This is a genomic window from Nocardia rhamnosiphila NBRC 108938 (assembly GCF_000720425.1).
GTDB lineage: Bacteria > Actinomycetota > Actinomycetes > Mycobacteriales > Mycobacteriaceae > Nocardia > Nocardia rhamnosiphila.
The window spans coordinates 1015699-1041159 of the sequence record NZ_JOAJ01000001.1 but is presented as its reverse complement, the minus strand read 5'-3'; the positions used below and the strand labels follow the sequence as shown (position 1 = coordinate 1041159).

At 68.5% G+C, this 25461-nt stretch carries 29 protein-coding genes; 19 read left to right on the top strand and 10 right to left on the bottom strand.

Going from position 1 to position 25461, the window contains the following annotated elements:
• Positions 1–66: 66 nt before the first annotated feature.
• From IG75_RS0104650 to IG75_RS0104640, 3 genes are all read right to left on the bottom strand, one after another.
• Positions 67–1104 carry an alpha/beta hydrolase gene (locus IG75_RS0104650; protein WP_030519893.1) on the bottom strand — a complete coding sequence of 346 codons (1038 nt, stop codon included), beginning with the start codon at positions 1102–1104 and terminating at the stop codon, positions 67–69.
• Between the two features lie 40 nt (positions 1105–1144).
• Entirely contained in the window at positions 1145–2170 is a 1026-nt protein-coding gene (locus IG75_RS36050) for an RsbRD N-terminal domain-containing protein (protein WP_051714205.1), read from the bottom strand.
• Positions 2171–2356: 186 nt separating this feature from the next.
• The gene (locus IG75_RS0104640) at positions 2357–3232 is read right to left on the bottom strand and encodes a helix-turn-helix domain-containing protein (RefSeq protein WP_036512712.1); all 876 of its coding nucleotides are present in this window, start codon (positions 3230–3232) and stop codon (positions 2357–2359) included.
• 353 nt (positions 3233–3585) lie between these two features.
• Between IG75_RS0104640 and IG75_RS0104635 the strand changes: the two genes are divergently transcribed.
• The 4 genes from IG75_RS0104635 (at position 3586) to IG75_RS40110 (ending at position 5688) form a co-directional block, all read left to right on the top strand.
• Positions 3586–3879: a hypothetical protein gene (locus IG75_RS0104635; protein ID WP_245713085.1), complete on the top strand. Its 294-nt coding sequence runs from the start codon at positions 3586–3588 to the stop codon at positions 3877–3879.
• A gap of 137 nt (positions 3880–4016) precedes the next feature.
• On the top strand, positions 4017–4523 hold the full coding sequence (locus IG75_RS0104630) for a DUF2599 domain-containing protein (protein ID WP_030519889.1): 507 nt from the start codon (positions 4017–4019) through the stop codon (positions 4521–4523).
• Positions 4524–4540: 17 nt separating this feature from the next.
• On the top strand, positions 4541–5200 hold the full coding sequence (locus IG75_RS0104625) for an SDR family oxidoreductase (RefSeq protein WP_030519888.1): 660 nt from the start codon (positions 4541–4543) through the stop codon (positions 5198–5200).
• A gap of 122 nt (positions 5201–5322) precedes the next feature.
• On the top strand, positions 5323–5688 hold the full coding sequence (locus IG75_RS40110) for a hypothetical protein (protein WP_245713086.1): 366 nt from the start codon (positions 5323–5325) through the stop codon (positions 5686–5688).
• Positions 5689–5770: 82 nt separating this feature from the next.
• Here IG75_RS40110 and IG75_RS0104615 read toward each other — a convergent pair whose 3' ends face one another.
• Together IG75_RS0104615 and IG75_RS0104610 are read right to left on the bottom strand one after the other, a co-directional pair.
• Positions 5771–6658, bottom strand: a complete 888-nt coding sequence (locus IG75_RS0104615; RefSeq protein ID WP_030519886.1) for a helix-turn-helix domain-containing protein — start codon at positions 6656–6658, stop codon at positions 5771–5773.
• An 82-nt stretch (positions 6659–6740) separates the two neighbouring features.
• Positions 6741–6959 (bottom strand): DUF397 domain-containing protein, encoded by a 219-nt coding sequence (locus IG75_RS0104610; RefSeq protein ID WP_030519885.1) that lies wholly within the window; start codon positions 6957–6959, stop codon positions 6741–6743.
• Positions 6960–7310: 351 nt separating this feature from the next.
• On the opposite strand from IG75_RS0104610, the gene IG75_RS0104605 reads away from it, so the two are divergent.
• The 3 genes from IG75_RS0104605 to IG75_RS0104595 all read left to right on the top strand — a co-directional run bounded on the left by IG75_RS0104605 (position 7311) and on the right by IG75_RS0104595 (position 9177).
• A complete protein-coding gene (locus tag IG75_RS0104605) occupies positions 7311–8108 on the top strand; it encodes an SAM-dependent methyltransferase (protein ID WP_030519884.1) in 798 nt (265 codons plus the stop codon).
• Positions 8109–8400: 292 nt separating this feature from the next.
• The gene (locus tag IG75_RS0104600; protein WP_245713087.1) at positions 8401–8622 is read left to right on the top strand and encodes a hypothetical protein; all 222 of its coding nucleotides are present in this window, start codon (positions 8401–8403) and stop codon (positions 8620–8622) included.
• Positions 8623–8742: 120 nt separating this feature from the next.
• On the top strand, positions 8743–9177 hold the full coding sequence (locus IG75_RS0104595; protein WP_030519882.1) for a CBS domain-containing protein: 435 nt from the start codon (positions 8743–8745) through the stop codon (positions 9175–9177).
• Between the two features lie 4 nt (positions 9178–9181).
• On the opposite strand, the gene IG75_RS0104590 is transcribed toward IG75_RS0104595, so the two are convergent.
• The gene (locus IG75_RS0104590; protein ID WP_030519881.1) at positions 9182–9601 is read right to left on the bottom strand and encodes a pyridoxamine 5'-phosphate oxidase family protein; all 420 of its coding nucleotides are present in this window, start codon (positions 9599–9601) and stop codon (positions 9182–9184) included.
• Positions 9602–9759: 158 nt separating this feature from the next.
• Here IG75_RS0104590 and IG75_RS0104585 point away from each other — a divergent pair, with 158 nt between their 5' ends.
• Genes IG75_RS0104585 through IG75_RS0104570 form a run of 4 tightly spaced genes read left to right on the top strand, consistent with a single transcriptional unit; the run spans position 9760 to position 15150 of the window.
• A complete protein-coding gene (locus tag IG75_RS0104585; protein ID WP_081876628.1) occupies positions 9760–11058 on the top strand; it encodes an aminotransferase class V-fold PLP-dependent enzyme in 1299 nt (432 codons plus the stop codon).
• Positions 11055–12332 carry a heavy-metal-associated domain-containing protein gene (locus IG75_RS0104580; RefSeq protein ID WP_051714202.1) on the top strand — a complete coding sequence of 426 codons (1278 nt, stop codon included), beginning with the start codon at positions 11055–11057 and terminating at the stop codon, positions 12330–12332. The genes IG75_RS0104585 and IG75_RS0104580 overlap by 4 nt, the downstream gene beginning before the upstream one ends.
• Complete coding sequence (locus IG75_RS0104575; protein WP_245713088.1) at positions 12329–13834, top strand: type III PLP-dependent enzyme domain-containing protein; 1506 nt, start codon at positions 12329–12331, stop codon at positions 13832–13834. Before IG75_RS0104580 ends, IG75_RS0104575 begins: the two co-directional genes overlap by 4 nt.
• Entirely contained in the window at positions 13831–15150 is a 1320-nt protein-coding gene (locus tag IG75_RS0104570) for a pyridoxal-phosphate dependent enzyme (protein WP_156058634.1), read from the top strand. Before IG75_RS0104575 ends, IG75_RS0104570 begins: the two co-directional genes overlap by 4 nt.
• A 9-nt stretch (positions 15151–15159) precedes the next feature.
• Here IG75_RS0104570 and IG75_RS0104565 read toward each other — a convergent pair whose 3' ends face one another.
• Positions 15160–15843 (bottom strand): phosphatase PAP2 family protein, encoded by a 684-nt coding sequence (locus IG75_RS0104565; RefSeq protein ID WP_051714200.1) that lies wholly within the window; start codon positions 15841–15843, stop codon positions 15160–15162.
• Between the two features lie 94 nt (positions 15844–15937).
• Here IG75_RS0104565 and IG75_RS36045 point away from each other — a divergent pair, with 94 nt between their 5' ends.
• The 7 genes from IG75_RS36045 (at position 15938) to ligD (ending at position 20987) form a co-directional block, all read left to right on the top strand.
• Positions 15938–16258, top strand: coding sequence for a DUF6191 domain-containing protein (locus IG75_RS36045; protein WP_036512154.1), 321 nt, complete (start codon positions 15938–15940; stop codon positions 16256–16258).
• A gap of 72 nt (positions 16259–16330) precedes the next feature.
• A complete protein-coding gene (locus IG75_RS0104555) occupies positions 16331–16954 on the top strand; it encodes a TetR/AcrR family transcriptional regulator (protein WP_030519874.1) in 624 nt (207 codons plus the stop codon).
• A gap of 66 nt (positions 16955–17020) precedes the next feature.
• A complete protein-coding gene (locus IG75_RS0104550; protein ID WP_030519873.1) occupies positions 17021–17248 on the top strand; it encodes a hypothetical protein in 228 nt (75 codons plus the stop codon).
• Positions 17249–17271: 23 nt separating this feature from the next.
• Positions 17272–18378 carry an SPFH domain-containing protein gene (locus IG75_RS0104545; protein WP_030519872.1) on the top strand — a complete coding sequence of 369 codons (1107 nt, stop codon included), beginning with the start codon at positions 17272–17274 and terminating at the stop codon, positions 18376–18378.
• Between the two features lie 26 nt (positions 18379–18404).
• A complete protein-coding gene (locus IG75_RS0104540) occupies positions 18405–18788 on the top strand; it encodes a cold shock domain-containing protein (RefSeq protein ID WP_051714383.1) in 384 nt (127 codons plus the stop codon).
• Between the two features lie 106 nt (positions 18789–18894).
• Positions 18895–19980: an ATP-dependent DNA ligase gene (locus tag IG75_RS0104535; RefSeq protein WP_210436755.1), complete on the top strand. Its 1086-nt coding sequence runs from the start codon at positions 18895–18897 to the stop codon at positions 19978–19980.
• Positions 19977–20987, top strand: a complete 1011-nt coding sequence (gene ligD / locus IG75_RS0104530; protein WP_030519869.1) for a non-homologous end-joining DNA ligase — start codon at positions 19977–19979, stop codon at positions 20985–20987. Before IG75_RS0104535 ends, ligD begins: the two co-directional genes overlap by 4 nt.
• 21 nt (positions 20988–21008) lie before the next feature.
• On the opposite strand, the gene IG75_RS0104525 is transcribed toward ligD, so the two are convergent.
• The 3 genes from IG75_RS0104525 to IG75_RS0104515 all read right to left on the bottom strand — a co-directional run bounded on the left by IG75_RS0104525 (position 21009) and on the right by IG75_RS0104515 (position 23762).
• Complete coding sequence (locus IG75_RS0104525; RefSeq protein WP_030519868.1) at positions 21009–21755, bottom strand: RAD23 family protein; 747 nt, start codon at positions 21753–21755, stop codon at positions 21009–21011.
• A gap of 170 nt (positions 21756–21925) precedes the next feature.
• Positions 21926–22516 carry a TetR/AcrR family transcriptional regulator gene (locus tag IG75_RS0104520; protein ID WP_030519867.1) on the bottom strand — a complete coding sequence of 197 codons (591 nt, stop codon included), beginning with the start codon at positions 22514–22516 and terminating at the stop codon, positions 21926–21928.
• A 100-nt stretch (positions 22517–22616) separates the two neighbouring features.
• Positions 22617–23762 carry an acyl-CoA dehydrogenase family protein gene (locus IG75_RS0104515; RefSeq protein ID WP_030519866.1) on the bottom strand — a complete coding sequence of 382 codons (1146 nt, stop codon included), beginning with the start codon at positions 23760–23762 and terminating at the stop codon, positions 22617–22619.
• Positions 23763–23992: 230 nt separating this feature from the next.
• Between IG75_RS0104515 and IG75_RS0104510 the strand changes: the two genes are divergently transcribed.
• A complete protein-coding gene (locus tag IG75_RS0104510) occupies positions 23993–25423 on the top strand; it encodes an SDR family NAD(P)-dependent oxidoreductase (protein WP_030519865.1) in 1431 nt (476 codons plus the stop codon).
• Positions 25424–25461: the final 38 nt, after the last annotated feature.

The following is a 25461-nucleotide window of genomic DNA, read 5'->3' as shown; positions in this document are numbered from 1 at the left end:
GTCGGATGATCCGAGAGATCCTGTTCGCAGCCGTCCGCCCGGGCAGTCACACGGGACTGCGGTGAATCACGAAATCTGCGGTAATTCCAGAGCTGCTCGCAGGGTCGGCCAGCTGCGATGCAATTGCACTTCGAAATCCGGCCAGGAATGCATTCCCGCGGGCAGATAATCCACCACTGCGGGAATGCCGAGCTCGGTGAGACGGGTGGCGAATCGTTGCGTGCACAGGTGCGCGCCCGACTCCAGCAGCGAACCGCCGCCGAGCAGAACCGCCAGAATCTCCGGGCTGTCGCCGATCGACATGAGTGCGGCGTTGCTGGGCGAACCGTTGGCCACCGACACATAGATCCGGGTGCCCCGCAATGTGTCCGCGCCGAGCAGGCTGTCGTGGGCGAGCCACTCCGGCGAAGCGGGCGGGCCGAAAAGGTTTTCCGGATTGCCGCCACGCGAGGCCACCGTCATGGTCGTCACCGCACGGCCGAGTTGGTCGGAAGTGGAATAACAGCCACTCATCCCGGCGACGCCCCGGTAGAAACCCTGATGCCGCTGGGTCAGCATCATCGCCGCCTGCGCGCCCATGGACACCCCGGCGATCGCCCGGGATCCGTTGGAGCCCAGATACTTTTCGACAATGGGCGGGAGCTCTTCGGTGAGGAAGGTCTCCCAGCGGTTCAGGCCCAGCGCGGCGTCCACCCGGATCCAGTCGGCGTACATACTGGCCGTACCACCGGTGGTCAGCACTACGTCGACCGGTTTGTCGGCGAAGAATTCGGCCGCTCCCCCCTTGGTCAGCCACCCCGAGGTCGGGCCGCCGTCCACGCCGTCGAGCAGATACAGCGTGGGCCGGGGTGCCGGACCGGAACCGATCAGGGTGTCGATCGCGATCTCACGGCCCATGGCGGCCGAACGGATGTGTAACCGGATCCGCCGATCGTCGAGTACCTGGACGCGTAGCAACCGGCCACCGGGCTTCTCCGCGCTCGTGGCCGGTGCCGGCGCCGCAGGCGGCGGGTTTCCCGCGGGGTCGGCGGCGGCCGGGGGCATCGCGGTGGCGACCGCGCCCAGTACGGCCAGTACGGCCAGGAACGGAACCCGTAATTTCATCTCGTACCTCGCAGTAACGCTCGCAGGCCCGGCTCACCCATCACGCGGCTCCCGGTGTGCCCCGTCCGGCGCGCGGGCCCGGCGCGGCGACAGGACGTGGCAGCCGGTGCACTCGCAGCGCGTCCGCGAGCGCGTCGTCCTGTTCCGCGGTGGCGTCGCCGGTTATCCGGTACAGGCCGGGGGGTTGTCCGCTGGTACGGAGCCGGTCCAGTACGTCGTGGGTGCGCCCCGCCAGCTCCGGTACCTCCGCGGTGGCGCCCACGGCGATCGTCGCCGTGGGCCGCACTTCCGCGGCCTCGGCCACCAACTGCAGCACCTCGGCGCTCATCAGCCCCGCCGCCGTGCGACCGCCCGGACCGGACCGGTCCGTTTCCAGCGGGATCAGCACAGTTCCGCCGTCGGCACGCAGCAGCGACAGCGACCGCGACCCCAGTGGTGTGCCCAGCGCGGCCTGCACCCGGCGCAGTTTCCGGCGGGCCGCCGAGACCGCTTCGGGGCCGCCCGCGCGCTCCTCGGCGTGCGGCGGGAGCGCCAGCGCCACCACCTGATAGGCCGGCGCCACCCGGAAACCGGACCGTTTCGCCAGTGCGGACACTCCGTGCCCGCTCAGCAGGGCGGCCACCATCGTCTGCGCCGAGGTCTGATGTTCCCGCGCGACGACCCGATGCTCGTCCAGATACGCCGCCGCGGCGGCGGTGCTCACCACCTCCACCACCCGGACCAGCAGCCGGGCCCCGTCCACCATCGCCTCGGCCCGCATTGCCGCGGCGGCGATCCGTTCCGCGAGGAATTCCAAGGCGTCCCGGGCACATTCGTGGCAGGCGGTGAGCACCGTTTCCAGTGCCACCCCCTCCCGGGCCCAGCGCGCCGCCGCGGCCACGACCGCCGGTGGCGCGACGGCGGGGGCGGCGGGTTCGGGCGCGAGGACTTCGGCGATATCGGCGAGACACCGCCGCACCGTCGTGCCCACATCCGCGGTTCCGCCGAATCGATCGGGGCGCCGCAGATGCGCCACCAGTTCGGTTTCCAGGTCCGTGCTCCCGGAATCGGCTCTACTGCCCACCATAACTACCGAACAGTAACCTCTCTCGCGGCCGGTAGATACGATCCAGCGGTACTCCGGAGAGTTCATCAGTGACCGGCCCGCGGTTTGGGTTCGATCACAATACGGTAACGAGTTGCCCCCTGCGAGTTCAATACTCGGGCAATTCGGCGCGACGGCCGGCGAGCCCTGCGCCGGCCCCGGGGATGATCAGCGACCGGCGCCGCCCTGTTCCCGGCGAGCCGGCTGATCCATGATCCGCGGCTGGCGCCGGCGCAGAGCCGTCAGCAGGCCCGGTGTGTATTCCGGCGGCGCCGCGTGCACCGACAGTTGATTGGCGACGGCGCGGTAGGCGTCCAGATCCGCCTGCTTGTCGAGATACAGAGCGCCCGTGAGCTGCTGGAGATAAACGATATCGGGTAGATCCGCCTCGGCGAACCGGAGATAGGTGAACGCGCCGTCGGCCAGCGCCGGACCGCCCACGTGATCGGCCAGGATCTGCACCGTGATGTGCGGCTGCCGGGCAGCGGCCAGCAGCCGGTCGATCTGCGCACCCCATATCCTCGAGCCGCCGATCCGGCGGGTCAGGGCGGCCTCTTCCACGATCAGCCACAGATGCGGCGGATGCGGCCGGTCGAGAATGTGCTGGCGGCGCATCCGCAGCGCCACCCGGCGTTCGATCGCGTCCTCCGGCTCCCCTGGATGCGCCAGCGTCAGTAGGGCGCGCGCATAGTCCGCGGTCTGTAGTAGCTCCGGTACGGTACGCGGTTCGTAACAGCGGATCACCTGTGCGGCCTGTTCGAGACCCAGGTACATATCGAACCATTTCGGCAGCCAGTCGTTGTCCCGGTGCCACCACCCGGAGGTATTGGCCTGCCGAGCGAGTTCCTGGAACGCGTCGAGTTCCTCGGTGTCGGTGACCCCGTACAGCTCGAGCAGATCCACCAGATCACGTTCACGGATACTGGTGCGCCCGAGCTCGAGCCGGCTGATCTTCGAATCCGAACCACGGATATGGTCACCGGCCTGTTCCCGGGACAACCCGCTGGCCTCGCGCAGCCGCCGTAACCGGCCGCCGAGCACCATCCGCAGCACTGTCGGCCCGCCGTCGGCCGCGGCTCGCGCCGTGAACCCCGGGACGGCCGAGGTCTCCGCCTCCAACGCCGATCGCATTCCAGAAGCACCCATTATTCGAGTTTCGCATGGGAGCCGTGCCGGAGACCAAACGAAAGAGTCGTGGCGTAAACGACATTCGCCGGAGGGGGAACCCCGCATCGGGCCCGCCGGACCGGGTCGTTGCGACGAGGTTCATACCCGCCACCCCCGCTACGGGAGCGGGTACGCACCGGTGTGAATCGCCCCGAGCCCCTTCCGCGGCGTGCTGTGAATTCCCCAAACCCGGCATCGGAACATGTTCTCAGCAATGGTGCGAACCTACTGTGGCACACAACGGCGCCGTCGGGGACGCCTGGAAGGAGACGCGGATCTTGGACGCCACGACACCGGCCACCGCCGAACGCGACGACATCGCCCGCGACCACCTCACCCGCCGGGTCACGGTCTACTTCGACGGCATCACCGCGGACAGCGCCCTCGTCCTGGAGTACGCGGCGACCAATGCCGAAGCCTGGGAATTCACCTCCGCGGCAATGCACGCCGGGCTCACCGTCACGGTGGACAGCAAGATCAGGCCCGGTCTGCGCCGGCTACCCTGTCACAGCCTGTGGCGTTGAGCGACCGGTCGGGCGTGGTGCGGGCACTCCGGCGCGCGCCACACTCACCGGCAGATCCGCACCGCAACGGCGCGACCCTCTAGGCTCGGAAGCAGCCGGCGCGACGGGCGGGCCGGCTCCGAGGCGCAGGAGCGAGTATGCCGATCGATTCCGCGGCCCGCGCGGCCGGCGTATTGGCGATTCTCTCGGCCCTGGCCACCACCGGCTGCGCGAGTTCGGACTCCGATATCAGGTCCGACAGTGCGCCCGCGGCCACCATGACGCCCACGATCACGGCGCCGGCGACCGCCGTCACCCGCACCCTCCGCCCCACTCCCACAGTCGATCCGTATGCCGGGCAGCCCCTGATCGATCACCTGGAATGGACCGAGAACGCCGACGGCCCACGCCTGAAGGTCCACCCGACCCGGGCGGGCCGCGACACCACCTATCCCGGATCCGACCTCCGCGCCTGGCAGGAGATCCGTACCGCCGATCCGGCCGCCGACACCCCGGGCATGTGGGACCAGTTCCGCTGCCACTGGGACTGGGCACGTCTCATCGCCCCCGACAAACCCACCTGGAATCTCGAACCCTGGCGGCCGCCGGTGGGCTATGACGCGACCGTCGACGCCGCCTGCAACCCCGGCGGACCCGAACGCTGACCACGAAAGGACCCCGTATGCGCATCGTCATCGCCGGTGGACACGGCAAGATCGCCCTCCTGCTCGCCGAACTCCTCACCGGCCGTGGCCACAGCGTCATCGCGTTGATCCGCAACTCCGCGCATGCGCCGGAGGTCTACGCGACCGGCGCCGAATCCGTAATCCTGGATCTGGAGCAGGCGGTGGTGACCGACCTGGCCGCGACCGTCCAGGGTGCGGACGCGGTGGTTTTCGCGGCCGGCGCCGGGCCGGGCAGCGGGGTGGCCCGCAAGTACACCGTCGACCGCGATGGCTCCGTCCTGCTGGCAGAGGCCGCCGAACGGGTGGGGACCCGACGCTTCCTGCAGATCTCGGCGATGGGTGCGGGTCTGGCCCCGGCCGCCGGCACCGACGAGGTGTGGGCCGCCTATATCGACGCCAAAACTCAGGCCGAGGACGATCTGTGCGACCGTGACCTCGACTGGACCATCCTGCGGCCCGGTCGCCTGCTCGATTCTCCCGGCACCGGTTCGGTCACCCTGGCGCCGCAGCGGCTCGACCGGGGGGATATTCCACGCGCGGACGTGGCCGCGGTATGCGCCGCACTGCTCGAAGCGGACCATACCGCCGGTCGCACCCTGGATCTGGTCGCCGGTAGCACACCGATCGAGGCCGCGGTCGCCGCGTTGGCACGCTGATTCCGGCATCGAAAACCGTTCGGACACAAAGAATCGATCGTGCAGATGTACTTGCATTTGAAAGCACCAGCGACCTAGACTCTTCCCACACCGCTATACAGGGGAAAACAAGGGGAGGCCGCGTGAGTGAGCCGACGACACCATTCGCCAGTGGTTTACTGCCGCACCTGCGGGAGAGTCCGGCGGATCCGACCCGATTCGCAAATACTCCAGCAAGAATCGATCCCGCCCCGATCGGCAAGCCGGCGAACGGTATTGATATGACAACATTCGGCCTTCACAGCGGCCACCCGCTCGGCGATTCGACGCGCGAAAGCGCCGTGGAATTCGTTATCGACGCAATCGAATCCACTGGTGCGGCGACTCGGGAGGATTTCGATATCGACCAGATCGTCACCACCGCGCACGCCCTGGCGGACGACTGGGACTTCCGATCGTTGCGGCCGGATACCTTCTGGCGCGTCGCGTCGACCTTCATCCGGGCCTGACCGCGTCGGCCCGGCTTATCGTCTCGGCGATTCGTCACCGAGACGATAAGCCGGGCCGCGGCTTTCGCCGTTCGACCCGACCTCACAGGCCTTTCGTATAGTCCGCGATGATCCTGCGCGACTCTTCCGGCGGCGCCGCCTGCACGCTCAACCGGTCCATCACCGACAGGTACAGCGCCAGATCTTCACGCCGGTCCAGATACAGCGCGCTGGTCAGCTGCTCAAGGTAGACGATATCGGGCAGCTCGGTCTCGGCGAAGCGGAGAATGGTGAAAGAGCTTCCCGCAGCGGCATGTTCACCCGCGGAGAAGGGGACCACCTGGATGGTCACATTCGGCAGCCGGGTCAGATCGAGCAGATGTTCCATCTGCGCCCGGTGCACATCCCGGCCACCGACCGGACGGTGCAGTGCGGCTTCGTCGAGTACCGCCCAGATGACCGGCGGATCGGCACGATGCAGTATTTCCTGCCGGCGCTGGCGGAATGCCACTCGGCGATCGGTATCGGAATCCTCGTAACCGAGCGTCACCACCGCCCGGGCGTAATCCGGTGTCTGCAGCAGGCCGGGCACCAGGTGCGATTCGTAGGTACGGATCTTGCTGGCGGCCTGCTCCAGACCCAGATATGTGCCGAACCAGGGTGGCAGCAGATCGCCGTAGCGGTGCCACCAACCTGGTTCGTTCGCTTTACGCGCGAGTTCGAGAAAGCTCTCCCGCTCGTCCGGATCGTCCACGCCGTACAGCGTCAGCAGATCCCGGATATCACGCTCTTTGAAACTCGTCCGGCCCAGTTCGAGCCGGCTGATCTTGGCGTGGGAGCCGCGGATGGCGTCACCCGCGGCTTCTCGGGTGATCTTCTTGCTCTCGCGCAGTTTTCGTAACTGGCCGCCCAGAGCGATACGTAGAACCGTGGGGCCACGTTCCGCCTCGACGGATTGCGCGCCACCACGGTTCTCGGGCTCTGCGATCATGGAGTCGTCTCCGATTTCGGGTTAACCCACGGTGCGCCGCCCATCGGATCGGGCACACCACGCCGACGGCCCATGTTACCTCTCAACCCGCCAGATCGTCGAACTCTCCGGCTTTGGCACCCTGCAGGAAAGCCTCGATCTCCGGGCGCGTGTAGAAGATCACCCCACCGTCGGGGAAGCGCGAATTACGCATGGCCACCAGATTGTTGGCCGCCTCGGCGAACTCGACACAGTTCCCGCTCGGGTTGCTGAAGGTGCTCTTCCGCCAGGCTCCGATCACCTGGTTCGTTACTTCCGACATAGGACCCACTCCTTGCTCATGGTCGCTGACGCCACTGTCGCATACCGTCGGTCCTTACAGATGCAAACGCAGGTGTTCTTGCATCTGCACCGACATCAGGACGATAGCACGAAGTTCGCCACACCGCGTTCCCCGGCCCCCGGTGCCCGCGCACGGCCCCGGCAGGCACCGGCGACCACGCCCGCGGCCCGCCTCGAAGGGAGCGCCGGAGTCGAATCGGACTGCGCCGACCACCGGATCGGCCGCGTCGAGCCTTGTACTGTCGCAGTGGACATCGGTTTCACCAGCCGTCGGGCCCACCGCCGGTCTCCGTGCCGGCGCGTTCCGACCATGACCGCCCAGGAGTCCGCCATGTCCGAAGAGCACCGCCCCGCGATCCGCACCGATATCCCGCACTCCGCCCGCATCTGGAACTACTGGATGGGTGGCACGGACTACTACGAGGTCGATCGCATCGCCGGTGACGCCGGGATCGCGGTCGATCCGGAGATCACCACCATGGCCGTCCAGTCACGGCAGTTCCTCATCCGTGCGGTGCGATTCCTGGCCGCGGAGAAGGGGATCCGCCAATTCCTCGATATCGGCACCGGCCTGCCGACCATGCAGAACACCCACGAGGTGGCCCAGCGCGTCGCGCCCGAATCCAAAATCGTCTACGTCGACAACGACCCGCTCGTCCTCGCCCACGCCCGCGCGTTGCTGGCCGATACCACCGACGCGGGTGTCACCGTCTACCTGGACTCCGACTATCACCGGCCCGAACTCATCGTCTCCGACGCGCGGCACGTCCTCGATTTCACCGAGCCGGTGGCAGTGATGTTCATGGGCGTGCTCGGCCACGCGGAATCCTTCGCGGATATGCGGCGGATCGTGCATACCGTGCTCGAGGCCACCCCATCCGGCAGCTATCTGGTCCTGTGGGACGGCACGGACGACAGTGCGGCGTACGTGACGCTGTGCCGGAACTACACCGATACCGGGGGCGTGCCCTACACCCCCCGCCCCCGGTCGGAGATCCGGGCCGTTTTCGACGGATTGACACTGGTGGAACCGGGCGTCGTCCCGATCGACCGGTGGCGCCCGGACACCCCCGGCGGCGAATCCCGGCCGGCGATCTCCGCGTACGGCGGCGTGGGCCGCACACCATAGAACCCGTGCCGCCCGCGCGGACGAGGGCGGGGGGCTCGATGCGGCGGAAGGCGCAGTGTCACAGCGCCGGTCGCCCGTGGAAGACACCGGAAACAGGGTGTGTGCGATTTCGTCTGTAGTTTGCAGATGTACTTGCATTTGTAAGCGACGGCGGCTTAGACTCAGGCGCACAGGAGGGGCGATACACAGTATTTTCCCCGGCGGACTCACCGGCCGGAGGTGTCGCCCCGCAACGTCGCATGTGAGGGGCAACCGAATGATCCAACCATTCCGAAGTCCCCATCGGAACGCCGTGGGCACCTCCGCCGGCGGCGGTCACTCGCTCGGGCACCACCCGGAACCGCTACGCCGCTACGCGGCCCCCGAAGCCGGTACGGACTGCAATTCCGAACCGCCGGTACTCACCTATCGGCAGGCACGCGAGATCCTGCACATCCACGATGTGCACGGCCCGCAGTGCCGCCAGTGGCTGGCCGCCGCCGCCTATCTCTCCGCGGGCCTCGACGACGAGTAGCCGATCGACGGCTCCGCTCACCGTACGACTTCGAAAAAAAGGCCGTCGATGCCGATTCGTGCTGGCGTCCACGGGTCGAGCGCGAGATTCTGAAATCCCGCGCTCGAGTGGATGGTGACCATGCGAATCGCCGAGATACTGCACAACAAGGGCAGCGCCGTGACGACCGCGCGTCCGGATCTGGATATCCGTGCGCTGCTCGCGCTGCTGGCCGAACACAACATCGGAGCCGTCGTCGTCTCCCCCGACGGCCGCCGGATCGCCGGAATCGTCTCCGAACGCGATATCGTCCGCGCCCTGTACCGGCACGGCGCGGCACTACTCGATTCCCCGGTCTCGCGGATCATGTCCACCGACGTCCGGACCTGCGCCCCCGAGGACCATGTCGAGGGGTTGCGCCGGATCATGACCGATCTCCGGGTCCGGCATCTGCCGGTGGTGTCCGGCGGTGAACTGGTCGGCATCGTGAGCATCGGCGACGTGGTCAAGAGCGCCATCTCCGAACTCGCCACCGAACGCGAGCAGCTCGTCGAATATCTGCAGGGCGGCTACTGATCACTCAGCCGAGATCGGCGGACAACCATCGCTGCGGCCGCATGAACACGACCACATGCTCACCCAGTTCGGCCGCGGCGAAGGACAGGTACTCCTCCACTCGCCCGGGCGGCAGGTAGCGCGCCACCATCTCGCGATGACGCTCGTCGATCAGCGGCTCGACCCGGGTCACCGGACCCTCCACGCTGACATATCGGACGGTCGGCTCGACCCGCTCGGCCAGCAGGCTGAACCGTCCCGCCGCCCGGATCCGGCGCATCTTCTCCGATTCCGGGCCGGTCAGCACCCAGAGCTCACCGCCCGGCTCGTACTGGTACCAGATGGGCACGGTGAGGGGACCCCGCTCCGGACCCGCCGATACCGAGAGCGCGCCGATATGCGGCTCGGCCAGAAACGCCTGACGTTCGTCGAGTGTAAGTGGCATACCGGCACCATAACGCCGGACACCGACATCTCCGGACCCCTCGTCACCCGGCGCTCTGCGCCCGCGAAACCGTATGCGCACCAAGCGCACTGGGCGAACTTTCCGATAATGAGTATCGTTGTTCGCAGTCCGGATGGATCGGCGGAAGGAGCGATCACATGGGATCACCCCTGCGCCGACCGGATCATCCATCCCCCTCCGACGGCGCTCCCGCACCGGTGTGCCCGGCCACCGGACTGCTCCCGCCGGAGATCCGCGCGTCCTTTCCGGCCCTGGCCGACAGCCGGGAGATCTATCTGGATAGTGCCGCCACGACGCAGAAGCCGCGGGCGGTGATCGACACCGTCCGCGACTACCACTCGACCGCCACCGCCAATGCCGCACGCGGCACATACCCCTGGTCCACGGCGCTCACTCAGCGCATCGCCGCGGTCCGGGCCGCGACCGCCCGCTTCGTGGGCGCCGCCCGGCCCGACGAGATCGTCTTCACCGGTGGCGCGACCGCGGCGCTCAACGCCGTCGCACTGTCCTGGGGTCTCACGGCGCTCGCGGACGGGGACGAGATCCTCTACAGCCCGCGCGACCACGCCGCCAATATCTCGCCCTGGTTCCTGCTGCGGGACACCCTCGCGCGCTTCGGGCGCCGGATCGAACTCGTTCCCTACCGGGTCACCCCGGTAGGGCAGGCCGATACCGCCGATATCGCCGCGAAACTGGGTCCGCGTACCCGGCTGCTCACCGTGACCCACCTGCATCATGTATTCGGCGCCCGCACCACCCTCGCCGAACTGCGCGACCGGATTCCCTCACGGGTACGCCTGTGCTTCGACTGCAGCCAGAGCGGCGGCCACCTCCCGGTGGACGTCACCGCGCTCGGGGCCGATTTCGCGGCCTTCGCGGCCCATAAGATGTTCGCGGCGCCCGGTACCGGAATCCTCTACTGCCGGCAGCGGACACACTCGCAACTGCGGCCGTTCCTGCCCGGCGGCGGTACCGACGCGGTACTGACCGCCGAGGGGTTCGGCACCGGCGTCATGCCGGGCCTGCTGGAGGGCGGTACCGCCAATATTCCCGGCATCCTCTCGCTGGGCACCGCGCTGGAGGTTCTCGAGGAATACGGTATGCCCGCCGTCGCGGCGCACAATCGAGCGCTGACCCGGCGGTTGATCAGCGGGTTGCGGGCGGTGCCGGGGTTGACGTTCCTGCCGGGGCCCGCCCACGCCCGGGACGGCAGCGGGTACGGCATCGTCTCGTTCACTCTCGACGGTATTTCGGCGGCCGACCTGGGGTTCGTCCTCGCCGAATACGGTTTCCTCGTCCGCACCGGCGCCCACTGTATGCCCGAAACCGGGGGCGATCCCGAATCGGTGCGGGTCAGCACCCACGTCTACACCTGCCTCGACGATATCGACCGCTTCGTCGACTGCGTCCGGACCCTCGCCGAGGAGCTGCCATGAACACAGAGATCAGCGCATCCACCGACACCGCCACCCGGTACGACCGGCGGGCCACCGCGCGGATCCTCGCCGAGCTCGCCCGGCCGGGACTGTTCGCCGACCAGCGGCCGGTGGGAGCAGTCCGCTTCGAGTACACCGCAACCGAACTGCGCCCCGAACCCGGCAGCCATCTCACGTTCTCGCAACGGCTGTACCTGGAACGGTTCATGCGCCCCTGCCATGCCGAGGCGGTCACCTCCGCCACCCACCGGGTGACCTGGACCGATAGCGCCGGGATACCCAATACCGGGTTCTACCGGGCCGATGGGCCGGGCCCGCTCGTGCCGATCGCCACCCGGGAAGCCGTGCTCGCGCTCTGGCGCTCGATCGACGACAACGCCGGTCTCGCCGATCGGATTGCGCGTCTGGACGTGGCGGCGCTCGGGGTGCTGGCCGGAACCACCACCGATCACGAACCCATCGATATCTTCCGGGTGGGGGTCGAGTCCGCGGGCCGGGCGCTGGCCCAGCACGCGCTCATCGCGCGGCAGACGCCGTACCGGACCCCGGGTGAATTCGCCCGCGGACTACGCGATTCCGGGATCTTCACCGCGGTCGCCACCCGGTGGTTCTGGGAACTGCAGGCATCGACCTATCGACGGGGCATGATTCCGGTGAGTTTGCGCGCCGAACCCGGCGGATCGGTGCGTTACACCGCCGAGTCGATCGCCACATTGCGGGCGATGAAAGACGCGACCATTGCCGACGCGCACCGGGTGATGGACCGGGCGACCACCGAGGAAGGGCTGACCGTACCCGCGGCGATCGCCCGGTACCACGACGATCTGGATCTCATCTCCCGGCAGTACGCGCTGCTACCACGTGGGGAACAACCCTCCTGCCCGGCCGCGGTCGTACACCGCGACGGGGGTGCGAACTCCAGCGTGCTGGCCGAGGTGGTGCACCGCTTCGTCGAGGTGTTCACCGATTTCGCCCGGTACTGCGAACCGGTGGCGGTGCCGGCGCGGGAGGACCTCGGCACCGGCCCGGCCACGCATGAGGACCGGACCTTCTACGTACCCGATATGACCTGCAAGCACTGTGTCCGCACGATCGGCGGGGTGCTGGAGTCGATGGACATCCGCGTCGTGGACATCGACCTCGACAGCAAGCGGGTCGTGGCGGAATTCCGCAGTCCGCGCAACCGGGTCCGCGCCTTCGAGGCGTTGCGCGACGGCGGCTACAACCCGGTCGGCGAGCGGCCCGAACCGCTACGGCCGGGAAGCCTCGGATGACCGTGCGGATGCGCCCGGACCGTCCGGACCGTCCGGAACCCATCGAGCACACCGGGCCACCCGCCCTACCGGCACACTGGGATCGGCAAGTCGCGGCGTTCCTCGCCGATCGCCGCGCATTCGACGAGGTGCTGCACCGCTTCGGGACACCGCTGCATCTGCTGTTCCCACAGGTGTTCGCGCGCAATATCGACCGGCTCACCGCAGTACTCGACGAGGCGCATACCGGTTATCGCATCTGCTACGCGCACAAGGTGAACCGGTCCCGGGCCTTCGTGCGCACTGCCGCGGCGCACGGGATCGGTATCGACGTGGCATCGGCCGGTGAACTGGACTCGGCGCTGACGGCCGGATTCGACGCCGGCCGGATCGAGGTGACCGGCCCCAAAGGCGAAGCGTTCCTCCGGGAACTGGTGCGCACCGGGGTGACCGTGAACGTCGACAACGAATGGGAACTGGGCACCCTCGCCGACCTCGCCGACCCGTCCACGCCGGTCCCGGTGCTGCTCCGGGTCAGTGGTTTTCCGGGTTCGCAGGTGAGTCGCTTCGGGATCCCGGTGCCCCGGGTCCAGCGTGCGCTCGAGCTGCTGGCGCGGCACCGGGATCGGCTCCTGTTCCGCGGTACGGCCTTTCACCTGGACACCGGCGACACCGCCGAACGGGTACGCGCCGCCGACACGTGTTTCGCGATACTCGAACAGGCGTACTCCGTCGGACTCGCACCGTCGGTCCTCGACATCGGCGGCGGACTGCGCCAGGTGTTCACCGCCGACGGCGCCCGGTTCGACGATTACGTGCACCGGTTGCGTGCCGCGCTCGCCGGTCACGGCGCCGCGATGAGCTGGGGTAACAGTACCTTCGGTTATCAGGTCGACGGTGGCGCGGTACGCGGGACACCGGTCTTCCACAAGTATGCGAACACCGTGACCGCCGCCGAGATGCTGGCGAGTTTCCTGGCCGCCCCGCTCACAAACCACGGCGGCCGCAGTGTCGCCCGGGTGGCCGCCGACAACCTCCTCGACATCTGGCTGGAACCGGGTAAAGCGCTCGCCGACCACGCCGGGATCACCGTGGCCCGGGTCGAATTCGTGAAAGAGGCCTCCGACGGCAGTCTGCTCGTCCACCTGGACCTCAGCCGGGACACGGTGACACCGGCCGATCAGGAAGTGATGGCCGATCCCCTTCTGCTGCCGGGTGACGGGGCCGAACCGGCCGGGCATCCGGTCGGTGTCTTCCTGGCCGGCCGGCTCTGCCTCGAACGAGATCTCGTCACCACACATACGGTCTGGCTGCCGTGGCTGCCGCGGCCGGGAGACCTGATCATTTTCCCCAATACGGCGGGATATCACATGGATCTGTCGGCAGCCGCGGCCGCCATGCATCCCCCTGCCGAGAAAGTCGCGGTGGCCGACCATGACGGGCGCTTCCTGGCGACACCCGACGCGGACTACCGGCCACCGGCCTCCCCCGCCGCCTACTCCGACGCACCCGAGGTTCCGTGACGATCCACCAGCACATCACCGAGTTGATCGGTGACACCCCCCTGCTCCGCCTGGACCCGGCCGTGCACGGCCTCGACGGGGTGGACCTCTACGCCAAACTCGAATCGCACAATCCGTTCGGTTCGGTCAAGGACCGGGTCGCCTGGGCGATGCTGCGCGACGAACTCGACACGCTGCGCGCACAGCGGCAGACACTGATCGAGGCATCCAGCGGAAACACCGCCAAAGCGCTGCGCCTCCTCGGCGCGATCCACGGTATCGGGTTGCGGGCCATGACCAACCGGATCAAGGTCGGCGAGGTACGCGATCTGCTCCGGTTGATCGGCACCGAGATCGTCGAGCTCCCCGGCCTGTCCGAATGCCCGGACCCCACCACGCCCAACGATGTGTACTCGGCGATCGACGCGGCCATGGCCGCCGAGCCCGGCAGATTCCGGCATCTGTCCCAGTACACCAGCGAGAAGAACATCGCCGCCCATCACGACGGCACCGGCCGGGAGATCCACGAGGATCTCACCGCCGCCGGGATCGAGCGGATCGACTATCTGTTCGGTGGACTGGGCACCACCGGGTCGAGCCGCGGCGCAGGCAGCTACCTGCGCAAGTTCCATCCGGAGCTGCGGACGGTCGCGGTGGTCTCCGAACGCGACGACTTCATCCCCGGGATCCGGTCGGAACGGGAGATGTGGGAGGTGGGCCTGTTCCAGCCCGATTTCTACGACGAGATCCGGACCGTGGGATCGGGCCCGGCGATCGAGGCCACGCTCGAACTCGCCACCGGGTACGGGGTCCTGGCCGGACCGACCAGCGGCGCCGCCTACGCCGCCGCGCGCGAGGTGCTCGGAGGCGGCGACCGCGGTGGCGAACGCACCGTCGGGGTGATCATCGTCTGCGACCGGCTCGAGCCGTACCTGTCCTATATCGCTCAGCGCCGGCCGGAACTGTTCGGCCGCGACGCCGGCCCACGCCCACCGGACCCCGCCGAGATCGCCGCCGCACCACGGCTCACCCCCACCGATATGGCCGAACTGCTCCGCACGGCGCGACCGGTGATCGTCGACACCCGTGGCGCCATGGCATATCGGGTCGCCCATATCCCGGGCGCGATCAATATCCCCGACGACCGGCTCACCGACCTGTTCGCGCACGGGACACCGTTCTCCCGGGCCGAACCGGTGATCTTCACCTGTCCTACCGGCGATATCTCCCGGCAGTTCGCCGCGACCGCACGCCGGACCGGCCACACCGCCTACAGCCTGGACGGTGGTATCGCGGGCTGGCGGGCCGCGGGCCTGGAGCTGGAACGCGGCGCCTGAACGACCCGGTCAGCGGCGGGTGTTCCGCACCGCCGGGTCCGCGGTCACGGAGCCGGTGGTGGTTGCGGAACGGTCCGGGCCCACCGGCGTGTCCTCGACCCGGGTCCGCACCACCACCCCGATCGCGACCAGCAGGCCACCGAGTGCCCAGCCGGCGAGTACATCCGTGGGCCAGTGCACCCCCAGGTAGATCCGTGAAAGCCCCACGAGCAGAACGAAAACGGCCGCCACGGCCGCGACGATCCCCCTGGCGACGCGATGCGCGGTCCGCAGGCAGAACAGTGCGGCGAGTACACCCACCACGGCGGCGGAACCGACACTGTGCCCCGAGGGGAAGGCCGGATTGCTCACCTCCACCAGCTGCCCGGCCACCGGCGGCCGCGACCGGCCGATGAGCTGTTTCGATACGGGTACCAGAACCGCCGAGGCCGCGCCCACTCCGGCCACGAGCAGCAGATCCGCGTACGCGCCGCGCCGCAGCAGCACCGCGCAGACCAGCAGCGCCAGTGTCCACATGGCCACCGATCCGCCGAGATGGGTGATCACCGTGGCCGCCGTGGTCAGCGGATCGGTGCGCAGGGTCAGCGCCCACTCGTGCAGCGGGCGGTCCACCTGGGTCGTGGCATCGCCCGCGACGACGTAACCGGTCGTCGCGGCGACCACGGCGAACAGCAGTACAGCGAGCACGACCACGCGTTTCAGCCTAGTCGCCGACCGTTCGCCAGCCCCGGCTCGGCGTGGCCGCGAACGGGCGGGCGCCACCCGCCCCGCCGCTACCCTGAGATCCATGGATGTCCTCTTCCTCGGCGCGCCCATCGCCATGCTGCTGCTGGGGGCCGCCGCCGCGCTGCGGTGGGTGTACACCCGCTTCCCGAAGACCGGGCACTCGACCGGCGACCACACCTCCACCCGGCTCACGGCCGCGGGGGTGGAGGAGATCACCGCCTTCTGGTACGGGAGCAAACGCGATCAGCTGGACCACCGCGCCGCGCAGACCATGTTGCGCGACGAGGAATCCGACGGGGCACCGCCGCGGGACCGGATCGATCTCACCGCCGGCCGGGCGGTGCTCGTGGCCCGCCCGCCACACCGCGACGCCCCGAGCTGACCTGCGGCACCCGCGGTGCGGCACCGTGACCACCCGGCACGGCCCACGGCGCGAGCCCACTACTGTGGACGGGTGCATTCAGGTCAGCGATCGGACGACAGCGGACCCCGGATCTGGGGTGGCACCACACTTTCCGAGCGGAAGCAGGCTCGGCGCGGCGCACTGCTCGAGGCCGCACTGGATCTGATCGGTGAATCCGGCGCCGCCGGCGTCACCATGCGGGCGGTCTGCCGCCGCGCCAATCTCACCGATCGATATTTCTACGAGAGTTTCGCCAGCCGGGACGAACTGCTCGATGTCCTGTACCGGCAGATCGCCGACGACTTCCTCGATCCGATGACCGCCTTCGCGGTCGCCGACGACGCCTCGCGTGACCGGGCCCTGTCCGAGGCCCTGGTGGACAAGGTGCTCGAGGACCCCCGCAAATCGCGCCTGTTCCTGGTGGAGCCGTACTCCAGCACCGGTCTCGGCCAGACCACCATCGCCGTCATGCCCGCTTTCACGCGGCTCATCCAGGACCATCTCTTTTCCCAGATCGACGATCCGGTCCGCCGCCGCCTCGCGGCCGTCACCATGGCGAGCGGGAACGCGGGAATGTTCTCGGCCTGGCTGAACGGGTCGTTGCGGGCCACCCGGACGGAGATCGTCGATCACCTCGTCGCCATGCTGGGCGCCTACCGCCGGCTCTATCGGTAGTCCGGGGTCCGGCGGCGAAACGGTCGGCGCCCGGAAATCACCGCCGGGCAGGGAGGTTCGAGAGAATTGCACGACGAAGCCGTCGGATCGACCGGTAAGCTGATCTCGCCGATCCGAGGCCCCGGGACGCTGGGTGAGGTCCTGGTGGCCGTACGTGGGGGGACCGAAGGGTATATCGCGCGCGCCGCCGAAACGATCCCGGCCGGGAGCACCGTGCTGGTCGTCGCTGTCGATTCCGGTCGTATCGCCGATGTGGTGCCCTGGATACCCCTCACACCGGACCCGGCGCCGTAGCAACACGACGCGAGGAGTCATACGTGCTGGGTTATCACGTGCCCGATCCCGACGAGGCGATGCTGGTCAGCGGCGCCAAGAGCAGCGACGCCACACCCTTCCGGGTGATCATCGGCCGCGGTACGTGGGTGATGCCGTTCTTCCGCAAGGTCCGGTACCTGTCGCTGGCGATGTTCGAGGCCGAGATCAGCGAACGCTGCGTCACCAAACAGGCCATCGTGCTGCAGGTGCGGGCGGTCATCGCTTTCAAGGTCGCCAACGACACGGCGTCGATCGTGAACGCGGCCCAGCGATTCCTCTCCGAACAGGAGCAGGAGATGTCGGTGCTGACCGGCCGGATCTTCTCCGGTCATCTGCGGTCCATCGTCGGCTCCATGACGGTCGAGGAGATCATCCGGGAGCGTCAGCGGCTGGCCGACGAGGTCCTCGTCGCGTCGAAAGTGGAGATGAGCAATATCGGCCTGTGGGTCGACTCGTTCCAGATCCAGTCCATCGACGACGGCAATCTCGGCTATATCACCGCCCTGGCCGCGCCGCACAACGCCGCGGTACACCGGGACGCACAGATCGCCGAATCGCAGGCCGCGCAGCGCTCCGCCGAGGCCGAACAGGAATCCCTGCGCAAACAGGCCGAGTACGCCCGGGAGACGGCGATCCTCAAGGCCGGTTACCAGCGCGATATCGACAAGGCCCAGGCGGAAGCCGCGGCCGCCGGGCCGCTCGCCGCCGCGCTCGCCCAACAGGAAGTGCTCGGCGCCCAGGCCGCCCAGGCCCGCAAGGAAGCCGAACTGCGTGAACAGCAGTTGCAGGCCGAGGTGGTAAAACCGGCGCAGGCCGAGGCCGAGCGGGTGCGGATCCTCGCCGAGGCCGAGGCCGACCGCACCCGGATCCAGGCCGAGGCGGCGGCCTCCCACAACCGCATCGCGCTCGATCAGATGCTCATCGAGCAGTTGCCTCTCATCGTGGAGCAGGCGGCGCGCGGGCTGTCCAACGCCAATCTGACCGTTCTCAACGGGCCGGACGGGGTGGGTGAACTGCTGAACGGCATGGTCGGGCAGGGGCTCACCGTATTCAACTCGCTACAAAAGGCGCTTTCGGCCACCGATGAGGAAAAACCGGATATAGAGTGACCGGCAGAACTGCGGCGAGGAGCGGTGTGGTGGCCAGCGGGAAATTGGTGTCGTTCGACGGATCGCGGGGTTTCGGTTTCATCCGGCCCGAGGACGGTGGACCCGACGTGTTCGTGCACGTCAACGATATCGGCCTGGGCGAGGACGAACTCCGGCAGGGCCGGGTGTTCGAATTCGACGTCACCGAGGGCGATCGGGGCCCCAAGGCGATCAACCTACGGTCCCCGCGCGGCCAGCACACACGACCCAAACCGGTGGCCGACGGTGCCCGGCTGACCGCCGAGGAACACACCCGGCTGGTCACCGAACTTCTGCTGGACGCCTCCCCGGCGCTGACCGCCGGGGAGATCGTGGCCATCCGGGAGCGGCTCACCGAGTTCGCGGTCGAACAGGGCTGGATCGACAGCTGACGGCCGGATCCGGCGATCTGTCGGTTCGAACTCCTATCATCGGGGGCGATGATTCGGCGCCGGCCGCGGCGTCGATACGGGTGAGGATCGACCCGAGGAGGATCGTGTGGATCTACCGGTGATGCCACCCGTCCGGCCCATGCTGGCCAAGGCCGCCCCCGACATACCCCCGGGGCCCGGCCTGAGCTACGAACCCAAATGGGACGGGTTCCGCTGCGTGGTGTTCCGCGACGGCGCGGAGGTGGAGCTGGGGTCCCGTAACGATCGACCCCTCACCAGATACTTCCCCGAGGTCGCCGAGCTACTGCGCGCCGCGCTGCCGGATCGGTGCGTCGTGGACGGGGAGATCGTCGTGGTCACCGAACACGGTCTCGACTTCGATGTCCTGCAGCAGCGGCTGCATCCGGCGGCGTCCCGGGTGGCCAAACTGTCCGCGGAGACGCCGGCGAGTTTCGTGGCCTTCGACCTGCTCGCCCTCGGCGACCGCGATCTGACCGAGGCGCCGTTCGCCGAACGCCGCCGGTTGCTCGAAACCATCCTGCGGACCGAGCCCGGCCGGGTCCAGCTGACCCCGCTCACCGGGGATCCGTCGGTCGCCCGCGACTGGTTCACCCGCTTCGAGGGCGCGGGCTTCGACGGGGTGATGGTCAAGGCCGACGATCAGCCGTATCAGCAGAACAAGCGGGTGATGCTCAAGGTCAAGCACGAGCGCACCGCCGACTGCGTGGTAGCGGGTTTCCGCTGGCACAAGGACGGTCAGGGGGTGGGTTCTCTGCTACTCGGCCTGTACGACGACGAGGGCCGGCTGCACCATGTGGGCGTGGCGAGCAGTTTCACCGCCGCGCGGCGCACCGAGTTGATCGGTGAACTCGCCCCGTACCGGGAGAACGCCCTGGCGGACCATCCGTGGCGGGAATGGGCCGATGCCGTGGCCCAGGCCGAGTCCGGCGGCTCCATGCCCGGCGGGGTCAGTCGCTGGAGCGGCGGCAAGGACCTGTCCTGGGAGGCGTTGCGGGCCGAACTGGTGGCCGAGGTGCGATACGAGCATCTCCAATCCGGCCGGTTCCGGCACGGTGGACGGCTGGTCCGGTTCCGCGCCGACCGCACCCCCGAGTCGTGCACCTACGCCCAGCTCGAAGAGGCCGCGCCCGCCGAGTTGCGGGAAATCTTCGGGACGGCGGTGGCGAAATGAGCGAATCGGTGGAGATCGAGGCCGCCGGCCGGGTACTCACCATCAGCAACCCCGCGAAGGTGTACTTCTCTCGGCGGGGCGAAACCAAATTGGATCTGGTGCGCTATTACGAAAGCGTCGCCGAACCGTTCTTCCGCGTCAACGGCGGGCGGCCACTACTGCTGGAGCGTTACCCGGACGGCGCGTCCGGCAAGTCCTGGTTCCAGAAGCGGGTGCCGAAATCCGCCCCGGACTGGTTGCACACCGTGGAGGTCACCACGCCGAACGGAACCACCAGCGACGCGCTGGTGGCGCACGATCTGGCGCATGTGCTGTGGGCGGTGAACCAGGGTTGCCTCGGCTTCCACGTCTGGCCCAATACCGTGCCGGATCTGCGGATCGCCGATCAGCTCCGGATCGACCTCGATCCCTCACCCGGTATCGGTTTCGACGAACTGCGTACCGCGGCCCTGCGGACCCGGGAGCTCTGCGGTGAGCTCGGTATCGAGACGTGGGTGAAAACCTCCGGTTCGCGCGGCCTGCACCTCTATATCGCGCTCGAACCGCATTGGGACGGGTACGAGGTCCGCGCCGCGGCCGTGGCCTTGGCGCGCGAACTGGAACGCCGGCACCCCGACGACATCACCGCGCACTGGTGGAAAGAGGAACGCGGCCGGCGAGTTTTCGTGGACTACAACCAGAACGCTCCGCACAAGACCGTATTCGGTGCGTGGTGCGTACGTCCCAAGGTCGGCGCGCAGGTATCCACTCCGCTGACTTGGGACGAACTGGATGCCGTGGTCCCCGAGGACCTGACGATCGCGACGGTACCGGCCCGTCTCGCCGAGTACGGCGATCCGTGGGAGCACCGCGCACCGCAGAGTATCGAGCCGCTGCTGCGGATGTCCGAACGCGATCTCGCTTCCGGTCTCATGGACGCGCCGTGGCCGCCGCAGTATCCGAAGATGCCGAACGAGCCGCCCCGGGTGCAGCCCAGCCGGGCCCGCAAAACCGCCACGGAGGGCTGAACACGCCGGTCGGCTACCGGCTCAGGAGCTCCAGAGCGCCCAGGTCCCGTTTTCGCAGACCAGGGCGTATCCCGCGGCGGTTCGGGCGGTGGCGGTGCCCGTACAGCCCGCGTCTTCGGTTCGGACGGTTTCGGCCACCCGGTAGGGGCCCGACCACTGATAACCGGTGACCGAGGCCGAAGCGGTGAGGCACAGCAGGGTGCCGCCGTCGGCGGCGACACCGAGCAGGGCCGGTTCGGGACAGGCGGTGTCGACCTCGGCCGCCGGCGGGGTGGCCGCGCCGGCCGGCACCGAGGGTTCGGTCGTCGTGCTGCGACCGGGCGACGAGGTCGGTGCGCTCGCGGAGGTGCCGGAGGCATCCGAGGCCGGGGACTCGGTCGCCCCCTGCCCACCGGTGACCTGGCCCACCGCGTCGCCTACCCGGGAGAACACCCCACCGGGGGTCTCCCGTGGCGCCAGGACCAGCGCCGCCAGCAGTGCCACCTCACCGATACCGAGCAGTAGCGCGGTACAGGCCATGAAACGGCCGCGGGGATGCCCGAACGCGATCAGCCCGAAAACGATCGCCACCGGGAAGACCAGGATGAGCGCGGCGACCAGTGCGACGATCGCGTAGGGATTGACGATCGGACGTTCGTCGTGGAGAGAGCGCTCCTCGGACCAGTCGTCGTATTCGTCGCGGCGCCGGCCGGTGCGCGGCGATTCCTCGTCCCGGTCCGGTGCAACTTCCGGCCAGCGCTCACCCGCCCAGCGCTGTGTATATGCCATGACCGATCCCTTCGAGCCGCCGTCGGCGCATCCTGGAGCAGTGGACTGTGCCCGGCATCGGAAAGAATAAGCCGCGACCGGCCGGCTGTTCCGGTAAATCCCCCTGGCCGGGGTAGGGCTGGTCACCACCCGAAACACCCGGCCTGCCCGCTGTGGCGGGCCACAGCGGCTCAGTTCCCGCGACGCACCCGCGGCAGCGATTCGGTGACCAGTGTGCTCAGCATGTCCACCAGCAGCGCGTGGACCTGATCGCGGGTCATGGTGCCGCGGGTCAGCCACTCCCGGCCGGCGACCTTCACCAGGCCGCCGTAGGCGCGGACCATCGCGCGCCGCGGCTCCGCCGACGCCGCACCGTCGGCGAGGCCGATCATCACCAGCAACCGCTGCGCGGCCGCGTCGTCGGCCGCGTCGAGGATCTGCTGCACCTCCGGATCGTCGCCGACCCCCTCGTGGCTGGTCACCTTGACCCAGGTGCTGCCGTGCTCGGAGATCGTGTCCAGCAACCAGCGCACACTGGCCTCGACCCGTTCCCGGGTGGTGCCCGTGGGCACCGCCAACTCGTCGGCGCGCGGCAGGGTCACCATCCGGCGGACCACCGCGAGGTAGAGGTCGCGTTTATTGCCGAAATAGTGGTTGATCAGGCCGCGCGCCACACCGGCACGCTGCGCCAGTTCGGCCGTGGACACCGCCGCGTACGGACGTTCGCCGAACATCTCGATGGCCTGGGCGAGGATCTGGGCGCGGCGCTCGTCCGGCTCCAGCCGGCGGCGCCGCGGCTGCTCGTCCGGGCCGTTCCCGCCGGCCCCGGACGAGCCGGGGACGGCGGGAACCTCGGTGACGGGGACGAGCGGAGGTTCGAGGTCAGAGCCCACGCGCGATGAGATCCTTCATCACCTCGTTGCTGCCCGCGAGAATGCGCAGCACCCGGGCCCCCGTGTACAGCTGGGAGATGGGGTACTCGGTCATATAGCCGTAGCCGCCGAAGAGCTGCAGGCAGCGGTCCACGACCACACCGAGCTGATCAGTGGACCAGTACTTCGACATGGCGGCCGACTGGATATCGAGTTCCCCGCGCAGGTGCCGGCTGATGCAGTCGTCGAGGAAGACCCGGTTGGTCCGGGCGATGGTCGCGCATTCGGCCAGTTCGAACTTGGTGTTCTGCATGGCGAACAGCGGTTTACCGAAGGCCTCGCGGCCTTTGGTGTATTCGACGGTCAGTTCGACCGCGCGTTCCATCATCGCCACCGCCATGATGGCGGTGACCAGCCGCTCCTGGGCCAGCAGCTGCATCATCTGGTAGAAGCCCTGGCCCTCGGCGCCGCCGAGCAGATTCGCCGCGGGCACCCGCAGGCCGTCGAAGAACAGTTCCGCGGTGTCCTGGCCCTTGCCGCCGATCTTGGACAGGATCCGACCGCGGGTGAAGCCGGGAGTATCGTCGCCGACCTCGGCGAAGAGCAGCGAGACACCGGCGGCGCCCTTCTCCGGGTCGGTTTTCGCGGCGATGATGATGCCGTCGCAGAGCCAGCCGTTGGAGATGAAGATCTTCGAACCGGTGATCACGTACTCGTCGCCCTCCCGGACGGCACGGGTCTTGATCGCCTGCAGGTCCGATCCGGTGCCCGGCTCGGTCATCCCGATGGACAGCACCATCTCGCCACTGCTCGCCTTGGGCAGAATCCGCTTCTTCAGCTCTGCGGAGCCGAATTCGGCCAGATAGGGCGCGATGATCGAACTGTGTACCGGAATTCCGAGGGCCCCGTCACCGGCGCGCACCTGTTCCTCGATGATCGCGGCCTCGTGGGCGAAGCTGCCGCCCCCACCGCCGAACTCCTCCGGGACCGCCGGGCACAGCAGGCCGAGTTCCCCGGCGCGCCGGTAGAGCGCCTTGTCCGGATGGCCCTGCTCGATGAACTTCTCCTCGTGCGGGACCACTTCCTTCTCGAAGTAGTTGCGCGCGAGTTCCCGTACCGCCTCGACCTCGTCGTCGCTCCATGCGGGGCGTGCCATATCCGCGTCCTCTGTTCGTGATCACCCAGCCCGGCGCCGACGCACCGGATCGTCGGCAACGACTTTCCCGCACTATTGGCGCGATGTCAACGAGGTCCATTCCCACTTGTGGCGACGCGGCCGGAGCCCGTGCCCGGCGGTCCCGGTGGCCCGGCTCCGGGCGCGCCGCGGCGGTTTTGCCACAATGGTGCGCACGCTTTCCCAGCTCACGAAGGACTTCTTCCGCACCGATGGCCGCGCCCAGTATCGACCCGAACGACCTCGCCACCTGTTTGCGCGTTCTCGACCAGGCAGGACAGCTGGACCCCGGCCACCCGGATTCGACCACCGTGCAGCGCGCGGTCGGCCGGATGTTCAAAGAGCTCAAACGACAGCGGCGCGTCACCGCCCGGCAGGCGAAACTCGCCGCGGACCGCGCGGTGGTCGCCGCCACGGCCACCGGTTCGCCGAACCGGATCGATGACGAGACCGCCGGTATCCCGATCAGTTCCAGCACCTCCGGCGCGTCGGCCGGCACGCTTCTGCGCCCCCGCGGCTGCTACATCTGCAAGGAGAAGTACACCCGCGTCGACGCCTTCTACCATCAGCTGTGCCCGGACTGCGCGGCCATGAGCCACAGTCGCCGCGAGGCCCGCACCGACCTGACCGGTCGTCGCGCGCTGCTCACCGGCGGGCGCGCCAAGATCGGGATGTACATCGCGTTGCGGCTGCTGCGCGACGGCGCGCACACGACCATCACCACCCGCTTTCCCAATGACGCGATCCGCCGGTTCGCCGGCCAACCCGATAGCGCCGACTGGCTGCACCGGTTGCGTATCGTCGGTATCGACCTGCGGGATCCCGCCCAGGTGGTGGCGCTGGCCGACGATGTCGCGGCCCAGGGACCGCTCGATGTCCTCATCAACAACGCCGCGCAGACCGTACGCCGCTCTCCCGGCGCCTACAGTGCCCTGGCCGCCGCCGAGGACGGGCCGCTGCCGTCGGGCCAGTTGCCCGAGAAGGTCACCTTCGGGCAGACCACCCGCGCCCATCCGACCGCGCTGACCGCCTCGCTGACCCCCGCCTTGGCCGTCGCCGACGTGGCCGAACTGGCACTGGTGGCAGGGTCGGCCACCCCCGAACGCATCGCCCGCGGAGTGGCGATCGACGCCGGGGGCCTGGTGCCCGACCTCGCGCACACCAACAGCTGGGTGCACACCGTGGGCGAAGTGGACCCCACCGAACTGCTGGAAGTCCAGCTGTGCAATTCGGTCGCCCCGTTCATCCTGGTCTCCCGGTTGCGGCCCGCGCTGGCCGCGGCGCCCGCACGCCGGAAATACGTGGTGAACGTCTCGGCGATGGAAGGCCAGTTCTCCCGTGGCTACAAGGGGCCGGGGCATCCGCACACCAATATGGCCAAGGCGGCGCTGAACATGCTGACCCGGACCAGCGCGAAGGAAATGCTGGAAACCGACGGCATCCTGATGACCGCGGTGGACACGGGCTGGATCACCGACGAACGACCGCACTACACCAAGATCAGGCTCGCCGACGAGGGTTTCCACGCCCCACTGGACCTGGTGGACGGCGCGGCCCGGGTCTACGACCCGATCGTGCGCGGCGAAGCCGGCGAGGACCTCTACGGATGTTTCCTGAAGGACTACCGCCCCTCGCCGTGGTAAACCCGGTGCCCCGACCCATCCGAGGACATACCCTGGAA

What these genes read in the sequence shown, in the direction of transcription:
- IG75_RS0104575 (WP_245713088.1), top strand. Translation starts at nt 12,329, where the DNA reads ATGACCGTGCGGATGCGCCCGGACCGTCCGGACCGTCCGGAACCCATC.
- IG75_RS0104585 (WP_081876628.1), top strand. Translation starts at nt 9,760, where the DNA reads ATGGGATCACCCCTGCGCCGACCGGATCATCCATCCCCCTCCGACGGC.
- IG75_RS0104640 (WP_036512712.1), bottom strand. Translation starts at nt 3,232, where the DNA reads ATGGTGCTCGGCGGCCGGTTACGGCGGCTGCGCGAGGCCAGCGGGTTG.
- IG75_RS0104515 (WP_030519866.1), bottom strand. Translation starts at nt 23,762, where the DNA reads ATGGCACGCCCCGCATGGAGCGACGACGAGGTCGAGGCGGTACGGGAA.
- IG75_RS0104580 (WP_051714202.1), top strand. Translation starts at nt 11,055, where the DNA reads ATGAACACAGAGATCAGCGCATCCACCGACACCGCCACCCGGTACGAC.
- IG75_RS0104630 (WP_030519889.1), top strand. Translation starts at nt 4,017, where the DNA reads ATGCCGATCGATTCCGCGGCCCGCGCGGCCGGCGTATTGGCGATTCTC.
- IG75_RS0104610 (WP_030519885.1), bottom strand. Translation starts at nt 6,959, where the DNA reads ATGTCGGAAGTAACGAACCAGGTGATCGGAGCCTGGCGGAAGAGCACC.
- IG75_RS0104525 (WP_030519868.1), bottom strand. Translation starts at nt 21,755, where the DNA reads ATGGCATATACACAGCGCTGGGCGGGTGAGCGCTGGCCGGAAGTTGCA.
- IG75_RS0104595 (WP_030519882.1), top strand. Translation starts at nt 8,743, where the DNA reads ATGCGAATCGCCGAGATACTGCACAACAAGGGCAGCGCCGTGACGACC.
- IG75_RS0104625 (WP_030519888.1), top strand. Translation starts at nt 4,541, where the DNA reads ATGCGCATCGTCATCGCCGGTGGACACGGCAAGATCGCCCTCCTGCTC.
- ligD (WP_030519869.1), top strand. Translation starts at nt 19,977, where the DNA reads ATGAGCGAATCGGTGGAGATCGAGGCCGCCGGCCGGGTACTCACCATC.
- IG75_RS0104605 (WP_030519884.1), top strand. Translation starts at nt 7,311, where the DNA reads ATGTCCGAAGAGCACCGCCCCGCGATCCGCACCGATATCCCGCACTCC.
- IG75_RS36045 (WP_036512154.1), top strand. Translation starts at nt 15,938, where the DNA reads ATGGATGTCCTCTTCCTCGGCGCGCCCATCGCCATGCTGCTGCTGGGG.
- IG75_RS0104650 (WP_030519893.1), bottom strand. Translation starts at nt 1,104, where the DNA reads ATGAAATTACGGGTTCCGTTCCTGGCCGTACTGGCCGTACTGGGCGCG.
- IG75_RS36050 (WP_051714205.1), bottom strand. Translation starts at nt 2,170, where the DNA reads ATGGTGGGCAGTAGAGCCGATTCCGGGAGCACGGACCTGGAAACCGAA.
- IG75_RS0104615 (WP_030519886.1), bottom strand. Translation starts at nt 6,658, where the DNA reads ATGATCGCAGAGCCCGAGAACCGTGGTGGCGCGCAATCCGTCGAGGCG.
- IG75_RS0104590 (WP_030519881.1), bottom strand. Translation starts at nt 9,601, where the DNA reads ATGCCACTTACACTCGACGAACGTCAGGCGTTTCTGGCCGAGCCGCAT.
- IG75_RS0104510 (WP_030519865.1), top strand. Translation starts at nt 23,993, where the DNA reads ATGGCCGCGCCCAGTATCGACCCGAACGACCTCGCCACCTGTTTGCGC.